Source organism: Bradyrhizobium barranii subsp. barranii (assembly GCF_017565645.3).
Classification (GTDB): Bacteria; Pseudomonadota; Alphaproteobacteria; order Rhizobiales; family Xanthobacteraceae; genus Bradyrhizobium; species Bradyrhizobium barranii.
In genome coordinates this window covers 7,927,613-7,942,312 of sequence record NZ_CP086136.1, presented here as the reverse complement: position 1 = coordinate 7,942,312, position 14,700 = coordinate 7,927,613, and the positions used below count along the sequence as shown (strand labels likewise).

16 protein-coding genes and 1 other RNA gene are annotated in these 14,700 nt (G+C 64.5%); 10 read left to right on the top strand and 7 right to left on the bottom strand.

All coding sequences use genetic code 11. The features are described from left to right. Positions 1 to 270: 270 nt before the first annotated feature. From feoB to ssrA, 7 genes are all read right to left on the bottom strand, one after another. A complete protein-coding gene (gene feoB, locus J4G43_RS38670; protein ID WP_208088136.1) occupies positions 271 to 2,142 on the bottom strand; it encodes a ferrous iron transporter B in 1,872 nt (623 codons plus the stop codon). Between the two features lie 23 nt (positions 2,143 to 2,165). Further along, the gene (locus J4G43_RS38665; RefSeq protein ID WP_208088135.1) at positions 2,166 to 2,441 is read right to left on the bottom strand and encodes a FeoA family protein; all 276 of its coding nucleotides are present in this window, start codon (positions 2,439 to 2,441) and stop codon (positions 2,166 to 2,168) included. A 115-nt stretch (positions 2,442 to 2,556) separates the two neighbouring features. Continuing rightward, a complete protein-coding gene (locus tag J4G43_RS38660) occupies positions 2,557 to 2,811 on the bottom strand; it encodes a ribbon-helix-helix domain-containing protein (RefSeq protein WP_014493044.1) in 255 nt (84 codons plus the stop codon). Next, entirely contained in the window at positions 2,808 to 2,996 is a 189-nt protein-coding gene (locus J4G43_RS38655) for a DUF4169 family protein (RefSeq protein WP_208088134.1), read from the bottom strand. Before J4G43_RS38655 ends, J4G43_RS38660 begins: the two co-directional genes overlap by 4 nt. A 278-nt stretch (positions 2,997 to 3,274) precedes the next feature. Next, positions 3,275 to 4,723 carry a class II fumarate hydratase gene (gene fumC, locus J4G43_RS38650; protein WP_208089529.1) on the bottom strand — a complete coding sequence of 483 codons (1,449 nt, stop codon included), beginning with the start codon at positions 4,721 to 4,723 and terminating at the stop codon, positions 3,275 to 3,277. Between the two features lie 89 nt (positions 4,724 to 4,812). Beyond that, entirely contained in the window at positions 4,813 to 5,331 is a 519-nt protein-coding gene (locus tag J4G43_RS38645; protein ID WP_028147704.1) for an SspB family protein, read from the bottom strand. Positions 5,332 to 5,445: 114 nt separating this feature from the next. Beyond that, positions 5,446 to 5,811: a transfer-messenger RNA gene (gene ssrA / locus J4G43_RS38640) on the bottom strand. Positions 5,812 to 5,907: 96 nt separating this feature from the next. On the opposite strand from ssrA, the gene J4G43_RS38635 reads away from it, so the two are divergent. From J4G43_RS38635 to hflC, 10 genes are all read left to right on the top strand, one after another. Then, a complete protein-coding gene (locus tag J4G43_RS38635) occupies positions 5,908 to 6,513 on the top strand; it encodes a chromate transporter (protein ID WP_208088133.1) in 606 nt (201 codons plus the stop codon). Beyond that, positions 6,510 to 7,040, top strand: a complete 531-nt coding sequence (locus J4G43_RS38630; RefSeq protein ID WP_208088132.1) for a chromate transporter — start codon at positions 6,510 to 6,512, stop codon at positions 7,038 to 7,040. The genes J4G43_RS38635 and J4G43_RS38630 overlap by 4 nt, the downstream gene beginning before the upstream one ends. Before the next feature lie 95 nt (positions 7,041 to 7,135). Further along, entirely contained in the window at positions 7,136 to 7,897 is a 762-nt protein-coding gene (locus J4G43_RS38625; protein ID WP_208088131.1) for a tripartite tricarboxylate transporter TctB family protein, read from the top strand. 7 nt (positions 7,898 to 7,904) lie between these two features. Continuing rightward, positions 7,905 to 9,419: a tripartite tricarboxylate transporter permease gene (locus tag J4G43_RS38620; protein ID WP_028147708.1), complete on the top strand. Its 1,515-nt coding sequence runs from the start codon at positions 7,905 to 7,907 to the stop codon at positions 9,417 to 9,419. 135 nt (positions 9,420 to 9,554) lie between these two features. After that, the gene (locus tag J4G43_RS38615) at positions 9,555 to 10,535 is read left to right on the top strand and encodes a tripartite tricarboxylate transporter substrate binding protein BugD (RefSeq protein ID WP_208088130.1); all 981 of its coding nucleotides are present in this window, start codon (positions 9,555 to 9,557) and stop codon (positions 10,533 to 10,535) included. Between the two features lie 170 nt (positions 10,536 to 10,705). Continuing rightward, entirely contained in the window at positions 10,706 to 11,500 is a 795-nt protein-coding gene (locus J4G43_RS38610) for a thymidylate synthase (protein ID WP_208088129.1), read from the top strand. 5 nt (positions 11,501 to 11,505) lie between these two features. Beyond that, complete coding sequence (locus J4G43_RS38605) at positions 11,506 to 11,991, top strand: GNAT family N-acetyltransferase (RefSeq protein WP_208088128.1); 486 nt, start codon at positions 11,506 to 11,508, stop codon at positions 11,989 to 11,991. Further along, a complete protein-coding gene (locus tag J4G43_RS38600) occupies positions 11,991 to 12,500 on the top strand; it encodes a dihydrofolate reductase (RefSeq protein WP_085399728.1) in 510 nt (169 codons plus the stop codon). Before J4G43_RS38605 ends, J4G43_RS38600 begins: the two co-directional genes overlap by 1 nt. A 154-nt stretch (positions 12,501 to 12,654) precedes the next feature. Then, the gene (gene hflK, locus J4G43_RS38595) at positions 12,655 to 13,791 is read left to right on the top strand and encodes an FtsH protease activity modulator HflK (protein WP_063981619.1); all 1,137 of its coding nucleotides are present in this window, start codon (positions 12,655 to 12,657) and stop codon (positions 13,789 to 13,791) included. Further along, positions 13,788 to 14,684: a protease modulator HflC gene (gene hflC, locus J4G43_RS38590; protein ID WP_063981620.1), complete on the top strand. Its 897-nt coding sequence runs from the start codon at positions 13,788 to 13,790 to the stop codon at positions 14,682 to 14,684. Before hflK ends, hflC begins: the two co-directional genes overlap by 4 nt. Positions 14,685 to 14,700 lie beyond the last annotated feature (16 nt).

Below are 14,700 nucleotides of genomic sequence, written 5' to 3'. Positions count from 1 at the left end.
CGAGATGGCAATCCCGGGAGGATGCCATCATGCTCCTGTTTTGCCCGACGGCGCAACCGGCACGCCGTAGTCCGTAGCCCGGATGGAGCGAAGCGCAATCCGGGAATCCTCGCACCGGATGCGCTTTCCCGGACTTCGCTGCGCTCCATCCGGGCTACGTCTGTTTCCTCGGATGCATCAACGACTTCACTGACGTCACCGGTCACGAGCCCGACAACCCCCGTCTACTGTGCATGGGGTTGTTTTCGCAATTTTAGTTTAGAGAGGGCGCTACCCCGCGCCGAGTGCGACCGCGACGTTGTAGGTCAGAAGGCTCGCGGCATAAGCCAGCACGAGCATGTAGAAGAACGTCACGGCCATCCAGGTCCAGCTTCCGGTCTCGCGCCGGATCACTGCGAGCGTGGATGCGCATTGCGGGGCGAAGATGTACCAGGCCAGCATCGACAGCGCGGTCGCAAGCGACCATTTCGTCGCCAGCACCTGGCCGATCTGCTCGGCGGCTTCCTTGCCGCCTTCGATCGCGTAGACGGTGCCGAGCGCTGCGACCGCGACCTCGCGCGCCGCCATGCCCGGGATCAGCGCGACCGCGATCTGCCAGTTGAAGCCGACGGGGGCGAGCAGCGGCTCGAGCGCCTTGCCGATGATCGCGGCGAGGCTGAAGTCGATCGCGGGTTCGGTGGCGCCCGCGGGCGGCTGCGGGAACGAGGCCAGAAACCAGATCAGCACCATCATCGAGAAGATCGTGGTGCCGGCGCGGTGCAGGAACATTTTTGCCCGCGTGTAGACGCCGATCGCGATCGATTTCAGCCGCGGCATCTTGTAGTCCGGCAGCTCCAGCATGAACGGCGCAGGCGCATAGTCGCGCAGCATGAAGAATTTGATCAGGAACGAGACCGCAAGCGCGCTGGTGATGCCGGCGGCGTAGAGGCCGAACATCACGAGGCCCTGGAGGTTGATGAAGCCCCAGACGTCCCTGGCCGGAATGAAGGCGGAGATGATCAGCGTGTAGACGGGAATGCGCGCCGAGCAGGTCATTAGCGGCGCGATCAGGATCGTGGTCAGCCGGTCGCGCTTGTTGTCGATCACGCGCGTCGCCATGATGCCGGGAATGGCGCAGGCAAAGCTCGACAGCAGCGGAATGAAGGCGCGGCCGTGCAGGCCGGCGCCGCCCATGATGCGGTCCATCAGGAACGCGGCGCGCGCCATGTAGCCGAAGTCTTCCAGCAGCAGGATGAACAGGAAGATGATGATGATCTGCGGCAGGAACACGATGACGCTGCCGACGCCTGAGATCACGCCGTTCTGAAGGAAGCTCTGCAGCAGGCCGGCGGGCAGGGTGGCGTGCACGAATTCGCCGAGCGCGTCGAAACCGTTGTTGAGCAGGTCCATCAGCGGCTGCGCCCAGGCGAACACCGCCTGAAACATCACGAACAGGATCAGCGCGAGCACGAGGAGCCCGCCGACCGGATGCAGCACCACGGCATCGATCCGCGCGGTCCAGGTGTCGGGTCTAGCAGGCAGGCTGACGCAGTCGGCGATGATGCGGTCGGCCTCGCGCTGGGTGGCTCGCAGCTCGGCGACGCTGAGCGCGCGCCAGCTGTTCTCCCGCGGCTCCGCGGCGAGTTTCGCCGAGATCTCGTCCGTCAGCGCCAACAGATCGGCCGTGCCGCTCTTGCGCACCGCGATCGAGGTGACCACGGGCACGCCGAGCTCCTTGGCGAGCCGCTCCACGTCGACCGTAATGCCGCGGCGGGTCGCGATGTCGAACATGTTGAGCACGAGGATCATCGGCCGGCCGGTGCGCTTCAGCTCCAGCAGCAGGCGGATGGTCAGGCGCAGATTGGTCGAGTCGGCCACGCACAGCACGAGGTCGGGTACGGTCTCGCCGGACGCCTTGCCGAGCACGAAGTCGCGGGTGATCTCCTCGTCCGGGCTGCGGCCGCGCAGCGAGTAGGTGCCGGGCAGGTCGACCACCGAGACCTGGCGTCCCAGGGGCGTGACGAAGAAGCCTTCCTTGCGCTCGACGGTGACGCCGGGATAGTTCGCGACCTTCTGTCGGCTGCCGGTCAGCGCGTTGAACAGCGATGTCTTGCCGCTATTCGGCGTGCCCACCAGGGCGAGATGCAGCAGAGGAGCTTCCATGGGATCAGATTTCCGGTCGCTATCTAGGCGACAATGATGGCCATGGCTTCACGACGGCGGACCGCGATCGTGATGTTGTCGACACGGACGGCGATCGGGTCGCGCCCGACCAGGCCCTTGTGCAGGACCTCGACCCGGGCGCCCTCGACGAAGCCGAGCTCGATCAGCCGGCTCTCGAGCTCGATGTCCGAGAGCGCCGAGCCCGCATCCCTGGCGGAAAGATGTTGGATGACGCCGATATAGCCGCGCTGGGCCAGGCCCAGCGGCATCCGCGAACGCGTGTCATTGGTGTCGGTCATGCCCTGTATTTTCAACGCAGGGCAGTGAGGTCAAGCGCGCGGGTCGGCTGAAACTGCACCTTAGAGTGATTTTAAAGTGCAGAACCGTGAGGCGCCGTTGGGGGACGCCCAACGGCTACTGGGCCGGGACCTTTTCCGGCTGGATGGCGGCCATGGCGCGGCTCTTGAAGTAGTCGAGGACGAACAGGCGGATCGCCGAGGACAGATTGCCCTGCTGGCGGTTGCCGTCGATCTCGCCGACCAGCTCGGACAGCGTCATGTTGCGCAGGCCCGAGATCTCCTTCATGCCGTTCCAGAACGCCTCTTCCAGGCTGACGCTGGTCTTGTGGCCGGCGACCACGATCGACCGTTTCACGACGGGCGACTTCATGACTGATCCTCGCGATCGATCTGATGCTGGTCCAGACGCGCCTTCGCCTGGTCCGCGCGCGTCTCCTCCGCCGACCGCTCCGCCTTCGTGCGGCCGAACTTCGCCCGGTTGACGTCCGCCTGCTTCGCCGTGGCTTCCCGCTCGGCGCGCTTCCTGAAACGATTCAGGTTGATGACGTTCCCCATGCCGCGTCTCCATCATCCGCTCCTCTTCTGGCAGGATGAAACATTCAGAAACTGGGTGCCGTGTTGCGCCCTATGAGACTTGATCGCCATTCGCTCGTCCTCGTCAATTGGCCCCTCGGGCCATCAAACGATGAATTAGCCCCGTCAAAGGGCAGAGAGGCCTGCGTAGCACGCCGCCTCGCCACAACATTGACGGTAATCAAATCCCGGCCCTTAGGCCTTATATTTATGAGCCCCAGGGCACCGTATCATTACGGATGACTATCGGAATTCGGAATTCATCCAGGCCGCGTCATTTTCTCCGGCTGCACCAGCCGGTCGAACTCGTCGGCCGAGACGAAGCCGAGCCGCAGCGCCTCCTCCTTCAGCGTGGTGCCGTTGGAATGCGCGGTCTTCGCCACCTTGGCGGCGTTGTCGTAGCCGATCTTCGGGGCGAGCGCGGTCACCAGCATCAGCGAGCGCTGCATCAGCTCCCTGATGCGCTTTTCGTCGGCGCGGATGCCGCTGACGCAATGTTCGGTGAAGGAGCGCGCGGCGTCCGCCATCAGCCGGATCGAGTGCAGCATGTTGTAGGCGAGCACGGGCTTGTAGACGTTGAGCTCGAAATGGCCCTGGCTGCCGGCGACTGTGATCGCGGTGTGATTGCCGAACACCTGGCAGCACACCATCGTTATCGCCTCGCACTGCGTCGGGTTGACCTTGCCGGGCATGATCGAGGAGCCCGGCTCGTTCTCCGGCAGGATCAGCTCGCCGAGGCCCGAGCGCGGGCCCGATCCGAGCAGGCGGATGTCATTGGCGATCTTGAACAGGCCTGTCGCGACGGAATTGATGGCGCCGTGCGCCAGCACATAGGCGTCGTTCGAGGCCAGCGCCTCGAATTTGTTGGCGGCGCTGGTGAAGGGCAGCTTCGTAATCCCGGTAACGTGCTTTGCGAACAGCCTTGCGAAGCGCGGCTTGGAGTTGAGGCCGGTGCCGACGGCGGTGCCGCCCTGGGCCAGCGGATAGAGGTCCTTCACCGCCACCTTGAGGCGGGCGATGCCGCTTTCGACCTGCGCGGCGTAGCCGGAAAATTCCTGGCCGAGCGTCAACGGCGTCGCATCCTGGGTGTGTGTCCGCCCGATCTTGACGATTTTTGCGAACTCTTTCTCCTTCTTGCGGAGTGCGCGCAACAGCTCGCCGAGGGCAGGGACGAGATCGGCATTGATGCGGCTTGCGGCCGCGATGTGCATCGCGGTCGGGAACGAGTCGTTCGACGACTGGCTCATGTTGACGTGATCGTTGGGATGCACCGGCTTCTTGGCGCCGAGCTCGCCGCCGAGCAGCTCATTGGCGCGGTTGGCGATGACCTCGTTGAGGTTCATGTTGCTCTGCGTGCCCGAGCCGGTCTGCCACACGACAAGCGGGAAATGATCGTCCAGCTTGCCCTCGATCACCTCGCGCGCGGCGCGGATGATGGCGTTGGCTCGGCGCTGGTCGAGCAGGCCGAGCGCGAGGTTGGATTGTGCGGCGGCAAGCTTGACGATGCCGAGCGCATGCACGAGTTCGATCGGCATGCGGTCGATGCCGATGCGGAAATTCTGGCGCGAGCGTTCGGTCTGCGCCCCCCAATAGCGATCGGCGGGGACCTCGATGGGACCGAAACTGTCGGTCTCGGTGCGGCTGGCGGGGCGGGCAGTCTTCGAGCGAGCAGTCTTCGAGCGAGCGGTCTTGGCCATGAGCACATCCATTCTGCGGCACGGAATGCCGTGCAGCCTCTTCATGTGCTCTTCTATATCGGCAGTTTGGCCGGGCGCGACCGTTTCGGGTCCAACCTAGATCATTTCTTGCGGAAACGATCGAGCCGCACCACCTCGGCGCCGCCCTGGTTCGGGGCGGTCGGCTCCTCGGCGCTTTCCGCCGGCTCGCTGGCAGGCGCGGGCACCGCGACGGCCGACGGCGCGGGAGCGGCCGGCAATGTCTCGGGCGACACCTCGGCGACATCGGAGGTGTCGAACTGGAGGCCGAACTTCACGGACGGATCGAGGAAGCTCTTGATCGCGCTGAACGGCACGATCAGCCGCTCCGGAATGCCGCCGAAGGACAGGCCGACCTCGAAGCGGTCCTCGAGCACGGTCAGATCCCAGAACTGGTGCTGGAGGATGATCGTCATCTCTTCCGGGTATTGCGCCAGGAGCCGCGACGACAGCTTCACGCCCTCGGCCTTCGACACGAAAGTGATGAAGAAATGGTGCTCGCCCGGCAGTCCATGGGACGCGGCATCGGTCAGCACCTTCCGCAGCACGCCGCGCAGCGCGTCGCGGGCCAGCACATCGTATCGGATATGATCGGTCGCCATGGTGGTCCTGTTGCATTCCAGGAGTTGGGCCCTGCCGGCCCGACTCGCCAAGCCGCAATAGTACCGCGCCTGACGGGTCAGCAGGAGTCCCCGCCGGGAAGGAAATAAGAGGTAAGTGGAGGCTTCTGTTGCCAGGTGCCTCCGAACCCCGCCTAACGGAGCTTAACCCGTTAGGACTTTAAGATGGTCTTTCAAACTGCGTTACGCAGCCTGAGCAACCGGAGCAAAGTTGTCGTTGGCAACTATTGCAGTAGCCCGATAACGGCGGAACAATACCGGGAAAAAGCACGCCCTTTACGCCCTCGTCGATCCTATTTCGCCCCCGCCAAAACCCGCTCTGGGTGAGCCCGCTGGTGGGCTTTGGTGGAGGCGCCGGGTACCGCCCCCGGGTCCGAATGGTTTATTGCGACGACCGTTTATTTCCATAGCCGGCGAACCGGCACCCCCAATATAGGGGGCAAAGGTTTCAAATGACAGGTGTTTCGAGCGGCGATCCCACGGTTCCCTTTGGATAGGTCCCGGGCGGGCCTCGGTATGATCTTGGCCCTGGGACGGCCAGCGTTCTAAGCTCCTGACATGTCCATGGATTCAGCACCGGCCGCCCAAGAGCCGGACCATCCAGCCGCCCACGCTCCTCCGCCCGGCCTCGTCGCGCTGTTCCTGGCCTTCGCCCGGATGTCGCTGGCCGGCTTCGGCGGGGTCCTGGTGTTTGCCCGCCACGCCATCGTCGATCAGCACCGCTGGATGACGGCGGACGAGTTCAACGAGACCTTTGCGCTCTGCCATTTCCTGCCCGGGCCCAACATCGTCAACCTGTCGATGGTGTTCGGGTCGCGGTTGCGCGGCATCGCCGGCGGCGTTGCCGCCTTTACCGGGCTGTTGCTGCCGCCGACGGTGATCATGACCGTGCTTGCGATCATCTACGCCCGGTTCGGCGATGTGGAGGTGCTGCGCCGGATCCTCGCGGGCATCTCCTGCGCGGCGGTCGGGCTGCTGATCGCGGTGGTCTTCCGCATGATGATGCCATTGCTCAAGCGGATGGACGTCGTCGTGCTCATTCTCATGCTCGGCGTGTTCGTTGCGATCGGCGTGCTCCGCCTGCCACTCCAGGCGGTGCTGCTGGTCGCGATCCCCGTCAGTATCGGCGTCACATATTTGATGCGGCGGAAGGTAGCAGCATGAACAGCGAAAACCCGATCTGGGCGCTGATCTCCACCTTTGGTCTAATGTCGCTGTTCGCAGTCGGCGGCGCTGCGGCGGCGGTGCCGGAGATGCACCGCATCGCGGTCGACGTGCATCACTGGATGACCGAGAAGCAGTTCGCCGACGCCTATGCGATCGCGCAGCTCTCGCCAGGTCCGAACGTACTTATCGTCACGTTAATCGGTTATGCCGTCGCCGGCATCCCCGGCGCGCTGGCGGCAACGCTGGCGATGTGCCTGCCGACGGCGTTGCTTGCCTATTATGTCAGCCGTCTGCTGAGCCGGCCCAGCCAATCGCGCTGGCCCGCCCTGATTCAGACTGCACTGGTTCCGCTGTCGATTGGATTGATGGCAGCCAGCGCCCTGATCCTGGCCCAGTCGACCGATCGCACCGTTGCTGCGCTGCTTCTGACCGCTATGGTTGCGGTGGTCGCATCCATCTCGCGCATCAATCCACTCTGGCTTTTGCTCGCCGGTGGCCTGTTTGGTTTTGCTGGCATTGTGTGATGAAAATCGCTAGGCAGTGATCCGGGCGGGGGGATCCTTTTCCAGCCGATTAGAACAACAGTGCTCGTGACTTAGAAGTCGCGGAGGAGACAAGCATGGCCGACACGATGGGCCACTCGGCGACTGCCACCCGAAACACCTCGGTGGCGATCGGCTTCTGCCTGCTGGCGATAGCGCCGCAGATTTTCGAATTCATCTGGTCAATCGGGACGATCTTTGGCTGGGGTGCCGGGCGCGGCCCATTGCAGGTCGTAACCGGCCATGCGACGGCGCTGCTCGCCGGCGCGCCGAGTGCCATATTCGGATCGTTCGGTGGCGGCACCAAGAAGGCGTCATCCGATGTGCTGCTGGCGCTGATCTATTCCTATCCGCTGTTTGCGGTGGCGATCCTCACGCTGTTCATGACGATCCGGTCGGCGCAGGACTATGTCGGCGGCGTCATCCTGATGGCGCTCGCCCTGTTCGCGCTGTGGGCGTCGAGCGATCTGCAGGGCATGCGCGGCTTCTCCTTCGGCGCCGGCACGGCACCGCGGATGTTCGGTGGATTGCTGGTGGCCTTGTCGGCCGCCATCGCCTTGACCGGTCTTTTGACCGATGGGCCGGCGATGGCCCATTATTCCTGGCGCGGGCCTCTGTTCGTGATGGTCGCGATCCTGTTTTTCGCGCTGGCGATCCGGCCGCTCGGCCTCGTGGTCACGGCCTTCGTGAGCTTCATGATTGCAGCGCTGGGCTCGCATGAGACGCGCTGGCTGGAGGCCGCCATCGTCGGCGCCTGCCTGACGCTCGGCTGCGCAATCCTGTTCCCGTACGTGCTCGGGTTGCCGATGCCGATGTTCCCGCGTTTCCTGGTTCAGTGAGGGTGTAATGGAGCTCTTTGCCAACCTCGCTCACGGTTTTGCCGTCGCGTTCTCTCCGATCAACTTGCTGATGTGCCTGATCGGTGCCCTCGTGGGCACGCTGGTCGGGGTGTTGCCGGGCATCGGCACCATCGCGACGGTCGCGATGCTGCTGCCGATCACTTTCGGCCTGCCGCCGGTCGGCGCGCTGATCATGCTCGCCGGCATCTATTATGGCGCCCAGTACGGCGGCTCGACCACGTCGATCCTGGTCAACATACCCGGTGAGGCGACATCGGTCGTCACCGCCATCGACGGCCACCAGATGGCCAAGCAGGGCCGCGCCGGCCCGGCGCTGGCGATCGCCGCGATCGGCTCGTTCTTCGCCGGCTGCGTTGCGACCGTCTTGATCGCCGTCCTCGGCGCGCCGCTCACGAAGCTCGCACTGGCGTTCGGTCCGGCCGAGTATTTCTCGCTGATGGTGCTCGGCCTGATCTTCGCGGTGGTGCTGGCCAAAGGCTCGGTGCTGAAGGCGATCGCGATGATCGTGTTCGGCCTGCTGCTCTCGATCGTCGGCTCGGACATCGAGACCGGCGCCTCGCGCATGGCCTTCAACATTCCGGAGCTCGCCGACGGCCTCGGCTTCGCGACGGTGGCGATGGGTGTATTCGGCTTCGCCGAGATCATCCGCAATCTCGACGCCGGCGCCGAGATGAATCGCGATCTCGTGCAGCAGAAGATCACCGGCCTGATGCCGACCAGGAAAGACCTGACCGACTCGGCGCCGGCGATCCTGCGCGGCACGGTGCTCGGCTCGATCCTCGGCATTCTGCCGGGCGGCGGCGCGGTCATCGCGTCGTTTGCCGCCTATACGCTCGAGAAGAAGCTCGCCAAGAACCCGTCGCGGTTCGGCCGCGGCGCGATCGAGGGCGTGGCGGGGCCGGAAAGCGCCAACAACGCCGCGGCGCAGACCTCGTTCATTCCGCTGCTGACGCTCGGCATCCCGCCGAACGCGGTGATGGCGCTGATGGTCGGCGCGATGACCATCCACGGCATCGTGCCGGGCCCGCAGGTCATGCAGAAGCAGCCGGATCTGGTCTGGGGCATGATCGCCTCGATGTGGATCGGCAATCTGATGCTGATCATCATCAACCTGCCGCTCGTCGGAATCTGGGTGCGGCTGCTGCGCGTGCCTTACCGGCTGATGTTCCCCTCGATCGTGATCTTCTGCGCGATCGGCATCTACTCGGTGAACAACGCACCGGTCGACGTCATCCTCGCGGGCGTCTTCGGTCTGGTCGGCTACTGGCTGATCAAGCACGATTTCGAGCCGGCGCCGCTGCTGCTCGGCATGGTGCTCGGACCGCTGATGGAAGAGAACCTGCGTCGTGCGCTGCTGATCTCGCGCGGCGACTGGAGCGTGTTCCTGACGCGTCCGTTGTCGGCGGTGCTGCTGGCGATCGCGGCGTTTCTGCTGATCCTCACGGTCCTGCCCGTGCTGCGCGCCAAACGCGACGAGGTGTTCACCGAATCCGAGAACTGACCGCGCCTGCGTCGTCGCGGCGCCCTGCGTCCGCACGCCGCATTCGGAAGTCGAATCGACTTGTGTGACCGCTTCGTGAAATGAAAATGCCGGCCCTGTGGCCGGCATTTTTGTTTTACGTCCGAGGGGATCGAGATGACTTCCATTCGCGCGCTTGCGGGCGCATGCGCTGCGGCGTTCGCATCGTTGTGCGGCTTTGTCGCACCGGCGGAGGCGCAGACCTATCCGACGCGCAGCATCACCATGATCGTGCCGTTCGCGGCCGGCGGACCGACCGACGTGATTTCGCGCATCGTCACCGGGCACATGGCGCAGACGCTCGGACAGAGCATCATCATCGAGAACGTGGTCGGCGCCGGCGGCACCACCGCGACCACGCGCGCTGCGCGCGCGGCCAATGACGGCTATACGCTCATTACCGGGCATATGGGCACGCATGCCGCCTCCGTGCCGCTCTATCCGAAACTCGCCTACCACCCGGAAAAGGATTTTGAGCCGGTCGCGCTGCTCGCGGGCACGCCGATCCTGATCCTGGCGCGCAAGGACTTTCCGCCGAAAGACCTCAAGGAGTTCGTCGCCTACGTGAAAGCGAACGCCGAGAAGGTCAACGCCGCGCATGCCGGCGTCGGCTCGGTCTCGCACGTCTCCTGCGAGCTCCTGCACTCGATCCTCGACGTCAAGCCGGTCGGCGTGCCCTTCAACGGCACGGGCCCCGCGATGAATGCGCTGGTCGCCGGACAGGTCGATTACATGTGCGACCAGATCGTCAATGCGGTGCCGCAGATCAATGCCGGCACCATCAAGGCCTATGCGATCGCGACGGCCGAGCGCAATCCGTCGCTGCCGAACGTGCCGACGACGGCGGAGGCCGGCCTGCCTGCATTCCAGGCCCAGGCCTGGAACGCGATGTTCGCGCCGAAGGGAACTTCGCCCGCGATCATTGCGAGCCTGAATGCCGCCGCCATCAAGGCGCTCGACGACGAGACCGTGAAGAAGCGCCTGCTCGAGCTCGGCAGCGTCATTCCGGGGCCCAAGGACCGGACGCCGGAGGCGCTGGCGATCCTCGTCAAGAACGAGATCGCGAAGTGGACCCCGGTGCTCAAGCCGGCAACTTAACGAGCACTTTCAAGCCGATAGGCGAGGGGCGGGACGCAAGTTCCGCCCCTTGTTGTTTGCACCGGGAACAGTCACTTTTCGGGGTATAATGGGCTTAAACAGCGAATCGCTGCTGTCGTAGCGCGGGGCGCGCCGTTAAGTTCGCCGCCTCCCCAAAGGCTCAATGGCACATGCACCAGTATCAGGACCTGCTCGAGCGGATTCTTTCAGACGGCGCCGAGAAGACCGACCGGACCGGCACCGGCACGCTGTCGGTGTTCGGCCATCAGATGCGCTTTAACCTGTCTGCCGGCTTCCCGATGCTGACCACCAAGCGGCTGCCGCTGAAGGCGATCGTGCATGAGCTGTTGTGGTTCCTGAAGGGCGACACCAACATCAAATATCTGCGCGACAACGGCGTCACCATCTGGGACGAGTGGGCCGATGCCAATGGCGATCTCGGACCGGTCTATGGCCATCAATGGCGTTCCTGGCCCACGGCCGACGGGCGCAGCATCGACCAGATCGCCAATGTCATCGACATGATCAAGCGCACCCCGGATTCGCGCCGGCTGATCGTCACCGCCTGGAATCCCGCCGACGTCGAAAAGATGGCGCTGCCGCCCTGCCACCTGCTGTTCCAGTTCTATGTCGCCAACGGCAAATTGTCCTGCCAGCTCTATCAGCGCTCGGCCGACGTCTTCCTCGGCGTGCCCTTCAACATCGCGTCCTACGCGCTGCTCACCATGATGGTGGCGCAGGTCACGGGATTGAAGCCCGGCGACTTCGTCCACTCGCTCGGCGACACCCATCTCTATTCCAATCACCTGGAGCAGGCGAAGCTCCAGCTCACGCGCGCGCCGCGGACGCTGCCGGTGATGCGGATCAATCCTGATGTGAAGGACATCTTCTCCTTCCGTTACGAGGATTTCGAGCTCGTCGGCTACGATCCGCATCCGCACATCAAGGCGGAAGTCGCGGTCTAGCGCTGATGTCGTTGACCATCCGCCGTGTGCGCGCCGGTGAAGCCGGGCTGGTTCTTGCTCTCATCCGCGAGCTTGCCGAATACGAAAAGCTTTCGCACGAAGTCGAGGCGACCGAGGCGATGATTGCGGAGGCGCTGTTCGGCAACGATCCGCGGCTCTTTTGTGCGGTCGCCGAGTGGAACGGCGAGCCGGTCGGCTTCGCGGTGTGGTTTCTCAATTTCTCCACCTTCAGCGGCCGCCACGGCATCTATCTCGAAGATTTGTATGTGCGGCCGTCGCATCGGGGCAGGGGCCTCGGCAAGGCGCTGCTGGTCCATCTCGCCAAGGAATGCGTCGACAACGGCTGGTCGCGGCTGCAATGGGCGGTGCTCGACTGGAACGCGCCGTCGATCGCGTTCTACAAATCGCTCGGCGCCGTCATGATGGACGACTGGACGCTGTGCCGCGTCACCGGCCCCGCGCTGACACGACTTGCGGGGAGCGCGTCCTGATGGAGATCATCTTCGTCGTCGCGATCGCGGAGAACGGCGTCATCGGCGCCGGCAACGGATTCCCGTGGCGATTGAAATCCGACATGGCGCGCTTCAAGGCGCTCACGATCGGCAAGCCCGTGATCATGGGCCGCAAGACCTTCGAAACCCTGCGCCGGCCGCTTCCTGGCCGTACCAACATCGTCATCACGCGCGATGCGGATTATCGCGCCAATGGCGCCATCGTCACGACATCGGCTGCCGATGCGGGCGCGGTTGCGCTTGGCGACGCCCTGCGGCGTTCGGTCGCCGAGATCGCGGTGATCGGTGGCGCCGAGATCTATCGGCAATGGCTCGATCGCGCCGATCGCCTCGAAATCACCGAAGTGCATGCGCGTCCCGAAGGCGACACGCATTTCGACATCGACAAGGCAGAGTGGGATGAGGTTGGGCGCATCCGGCATCCTGCCGGACCCGACGACAGCGCCGACTACTCCTATGTGACATATCGTCGGCGGGCGGGCAATTAACCGCATTCGTCAATGTTTACATTGACTTTTTCGTGCCCGAGCATAGCTCGAAGGACAGCCCGGGCCGCGTTGTAAGGGACTTGCCTGTCCCCTATAAAGCCGGACCGGACAAAGCGGGCGGGGGCGATTTTCACCCTGCCGAGGAGAGCGTCGAATGCCGTGGAAGAATCAGGGCGGTGGCCCATGGGGCTCGGGTCCGAAGGGACCATGGGGCAACGGCCCGCAACCGGTCGGGCCAAGGCCGCCGGATCTGGAAGACCTTCTGCGGCGCGGCCAGGACCGCCTCCAGCAGATCATGCCGGGCGGCTATTTCTCCGGCATCGGCATCACGCTGATCGTCCTGCTCATCATCGCGTTCTGGCTGCTGTCGGGCTTCTTCCGGGTGCAATCCGAAGAGCTCGGCGTCGTGCTGCGCTTCGGCAAGCATGTCCGCACCGTGCAGCCGGGTCTGAACTATCATCTGCCCTATCCGATCGAAACCGTGCTGCTGCCGAAGGCGTTGCGCGTCAACACGATCTCAATCGGCATGACGCTGATCGACGATCCGGCACGGCGCGGCCGCTCCATTCGTGACGTGCCGGAAGAGAGCCTGATGCTGACCGGCGACGAGAATATCGTCGACGTCGACTTCACCGTGCTCTGGCGCATCAAGCCGGACGGCGTCGGCGACTTCCTCTTCAACATCCAGAATCCCGAAGGCACCGTGAAGGCGGTCTCCGAGAGCGCGATGCGCGAGGTGATCGGCCGCTCGCAGATCCAGCCGATCCTGACCGGGGCGCGCAACGTTACCGAACAGGGCGTGCAGGAGCTGATCCAGAGGACTTTGGACAGCTACGGCGCCGGTATTCTCATCAGCCAGGTGCAGATGCAGAAGGTCGACCCGCCGGCGCAGGTGATCGACGCGTTCCGCGACGTCCAGGCGGCGCGCGCCAATCTCGAGCAGTTGCAGAACGAGGCGCAGACCTACGCCAACCAGGTCGTGCCGCAGGCACGCGGACGTGCGGCGCAGATCACGCAGGCCGCCGAAGGCTACAGGGAGCAGACGGTCGCCGAGGCCAAGGGCCAGAGCTCGCGCTTCCTGAAGGTTTACGAGGAATACAAGAAGGCGCCCGACGTGACGCGTGAACGGATCTATCTGGAGACGATGGAGCGCGTGCTCGGCGGCGCCGACAAGCTCGTCTATGACGGCGGCCCCTCGGGCCAGGGCGTCGTGCCCTATCTGCCGCTCAGTGAGTTGACAACCAAGCGGCCGCCTACCACCGGTCAGCAGTCGAGTGGAGGCAACCGATGAGGTCTCCGGTCACAGGTATCGTCACGCTGCTCGCCCTCCTGCTCGTCGTGATCGTCGGCTACATGTCGCTGTTCACGGTGCAACAGACCGAGCAGACCATCGTGCTGCAGTTCGGCCGTCCCGTCGACGTCGTCACCGCGCCCGGCCTGCACTTCAAGGCGCCGTGGAATTCGGTGATCAACATCGACAAGCGGATCCTCGATCTGGAGAACCCGTCGCAGGAAGCGATCGCGTCCGACCAGAAGCGGCTCGTGGTCGACGCCTTCGCGCGTTACCGCATCAAGGACGCGCTGCGCTTCTACCAGAGCGTCGGCTCGATCCAGGCTGCCAACATCCAGCTCACCACGCTCCTGAACGCGGCGCTGCGCCGCGTGCTCGGCGAGGTCACCTTCATCAACGTGGTGCGCGACGACCGCGAGAAGCTGATGCAGCGCATCCGCGACCAGCTCGATCGCGAGGCCGACGGCTACGGTATCCAGGTCGTCGACGTCCGGATCCGCCGCGCCGACCTGCCGGAGCAGAACAGCCAGGCGGTCTACCAGCGCATGAAGACCGAGCGCGAGCGCGAAGCCGCCGAGTTCCGTGCGCAGGGCGGCCAGAAGGCACAGGAGATCCGCTCCAAGGCCGACCGCGAGGCGACCGTGATCGAGGCGGAAGCCAAATCGCAGGCCGAGCAGATCCGCGGCGTCGGCGACGCCGAGCGCAACCGCCTGTTCGCGGAAGCCTACGGCAAGGACGCCGACTTCTTCGCCTTCTACCGGTCGATGACAGCCTATGAGAACGGGCTGCGCGCGAACGACACCCGCTTCCTGCTGCGGCCGGACTCGGATTTCTTCCGGTTCTTTGGTAACCCGTCCGGCAAGACGGCGACCGAGACGCCGGCGAAGCCGTGAGCTAGACAGAGGGCGG

Bases quoted from the DNA above. Each gene is read 5' to 3' on its own strand.
- feoB (WP_208088136.1), bottom strand. From the start codon at position 2,142: ATGGAAGCTCCTCTGCTGCATCTCGCCCTGGTGGGCACGCCGAATAGC.
- J4G43_RS38665 (WP_208088135.1), bottom strand. From the start codon at position 2,441: ATGACCGACACCAATGACACGCGTTCGCGGATGCCGCTGGGCCTGGCC.
- J4G43_RS38660 (WP_014493044.1), bottom strand. From the start codon at position 2,811: ATGAAGTCGCCCGTCGTGAAACGGTCGATCGTGGTCGCCGGCCACAAG.
- J4G43_RS38655 (WP_208088134.1), bottom strand. From the start codon at position 2,996: ATGGGGAACGTCATCAACCTGAATCGTTTCAGGAAGCGCGCCGAGCGG.
- fumC (WP_208089529.1), bottom strand. From the start codon at position 4,723: ATGGATGTGCTCATGGCCAAGACCGCTCGCTCGAAGACTGCTCGCTCG.
- J4G43_RS38645 (WP_028147704.1), bottom strand. From the start codon at position 5,331: ATGGCGACCGATCATATCCGATACGATGTGCTGGCCCGCGACGCGCTG.
- J4G43_RS38635 (WP_208088133.1), top strand. From the start codon at position 5,908: ATGTCCATGGATTCAGCACCGGCCGCCCAAGAGCCGGACCATCCAGCC.
- J4G43_RS38630 (WP_208088132.1), top strand. From the start codon at position 6,510: ATGAACAGCGAAAACCCGATCTGGGCGCTGATCTCCACCTTTGGTCTA.
- J4G43_RS38625 (WP_208088131.1), top strand. From the start codon at position 7,136: ATGGCCGACACGATGGGCCACTCGGCGACTGCCACCCGAAACACCTCG.
- J4G43_RS38620 (WP_028147708.1), top strand. From the start codon at position 7,905: ATGGAGCTCTTTGCCAACCTCGCTCACGGTTTTGCCGTCGCGTTCTCT.
- J4G43_RS38615 (WP_208088130.1), top strand. From the start codon at position 9,555: ATGACTTCCATTCGCGCGCTTGCGGGCGCATGCGCTGCGGCGTTCGCA.
- J4G43_RS38610 (WP_208088129.1), top strand. From the start codon at position 10,706: ATGCACCAGTATCAGGACCTGCTCGAGCGGATTCTTTCAGACGGCGCC.
- J4G43_RS38605 (WP_208088128.1), top strand. From the start codon at position 11,506: ATGTCGTTGACCATCCGCCGTGTGCGCGCCGGTGAAGCCGGGCTGGTT.
- J4G43_RS38600 (WP_085399728.1), top strand. From the start codon at position 11,991: ATGGAGATCATCTTCGTCGTCGCGATCGCGGAGAACGGCGTCATCGGC.
- hflK (WP_063981619.1), top strand. From the start codon at position 12,655: ATGCCGTGGAAGAATCAGGGCGGTGGCCCATGGGGCTCGGGTCCGAAG.
- hflC (WP_063981620.1), top strand. From the start codon at position 13,788: ATGAGGTCTCCGGTCACAGGTATCGTCACGCTGCTCGCCCTCCTGCTC.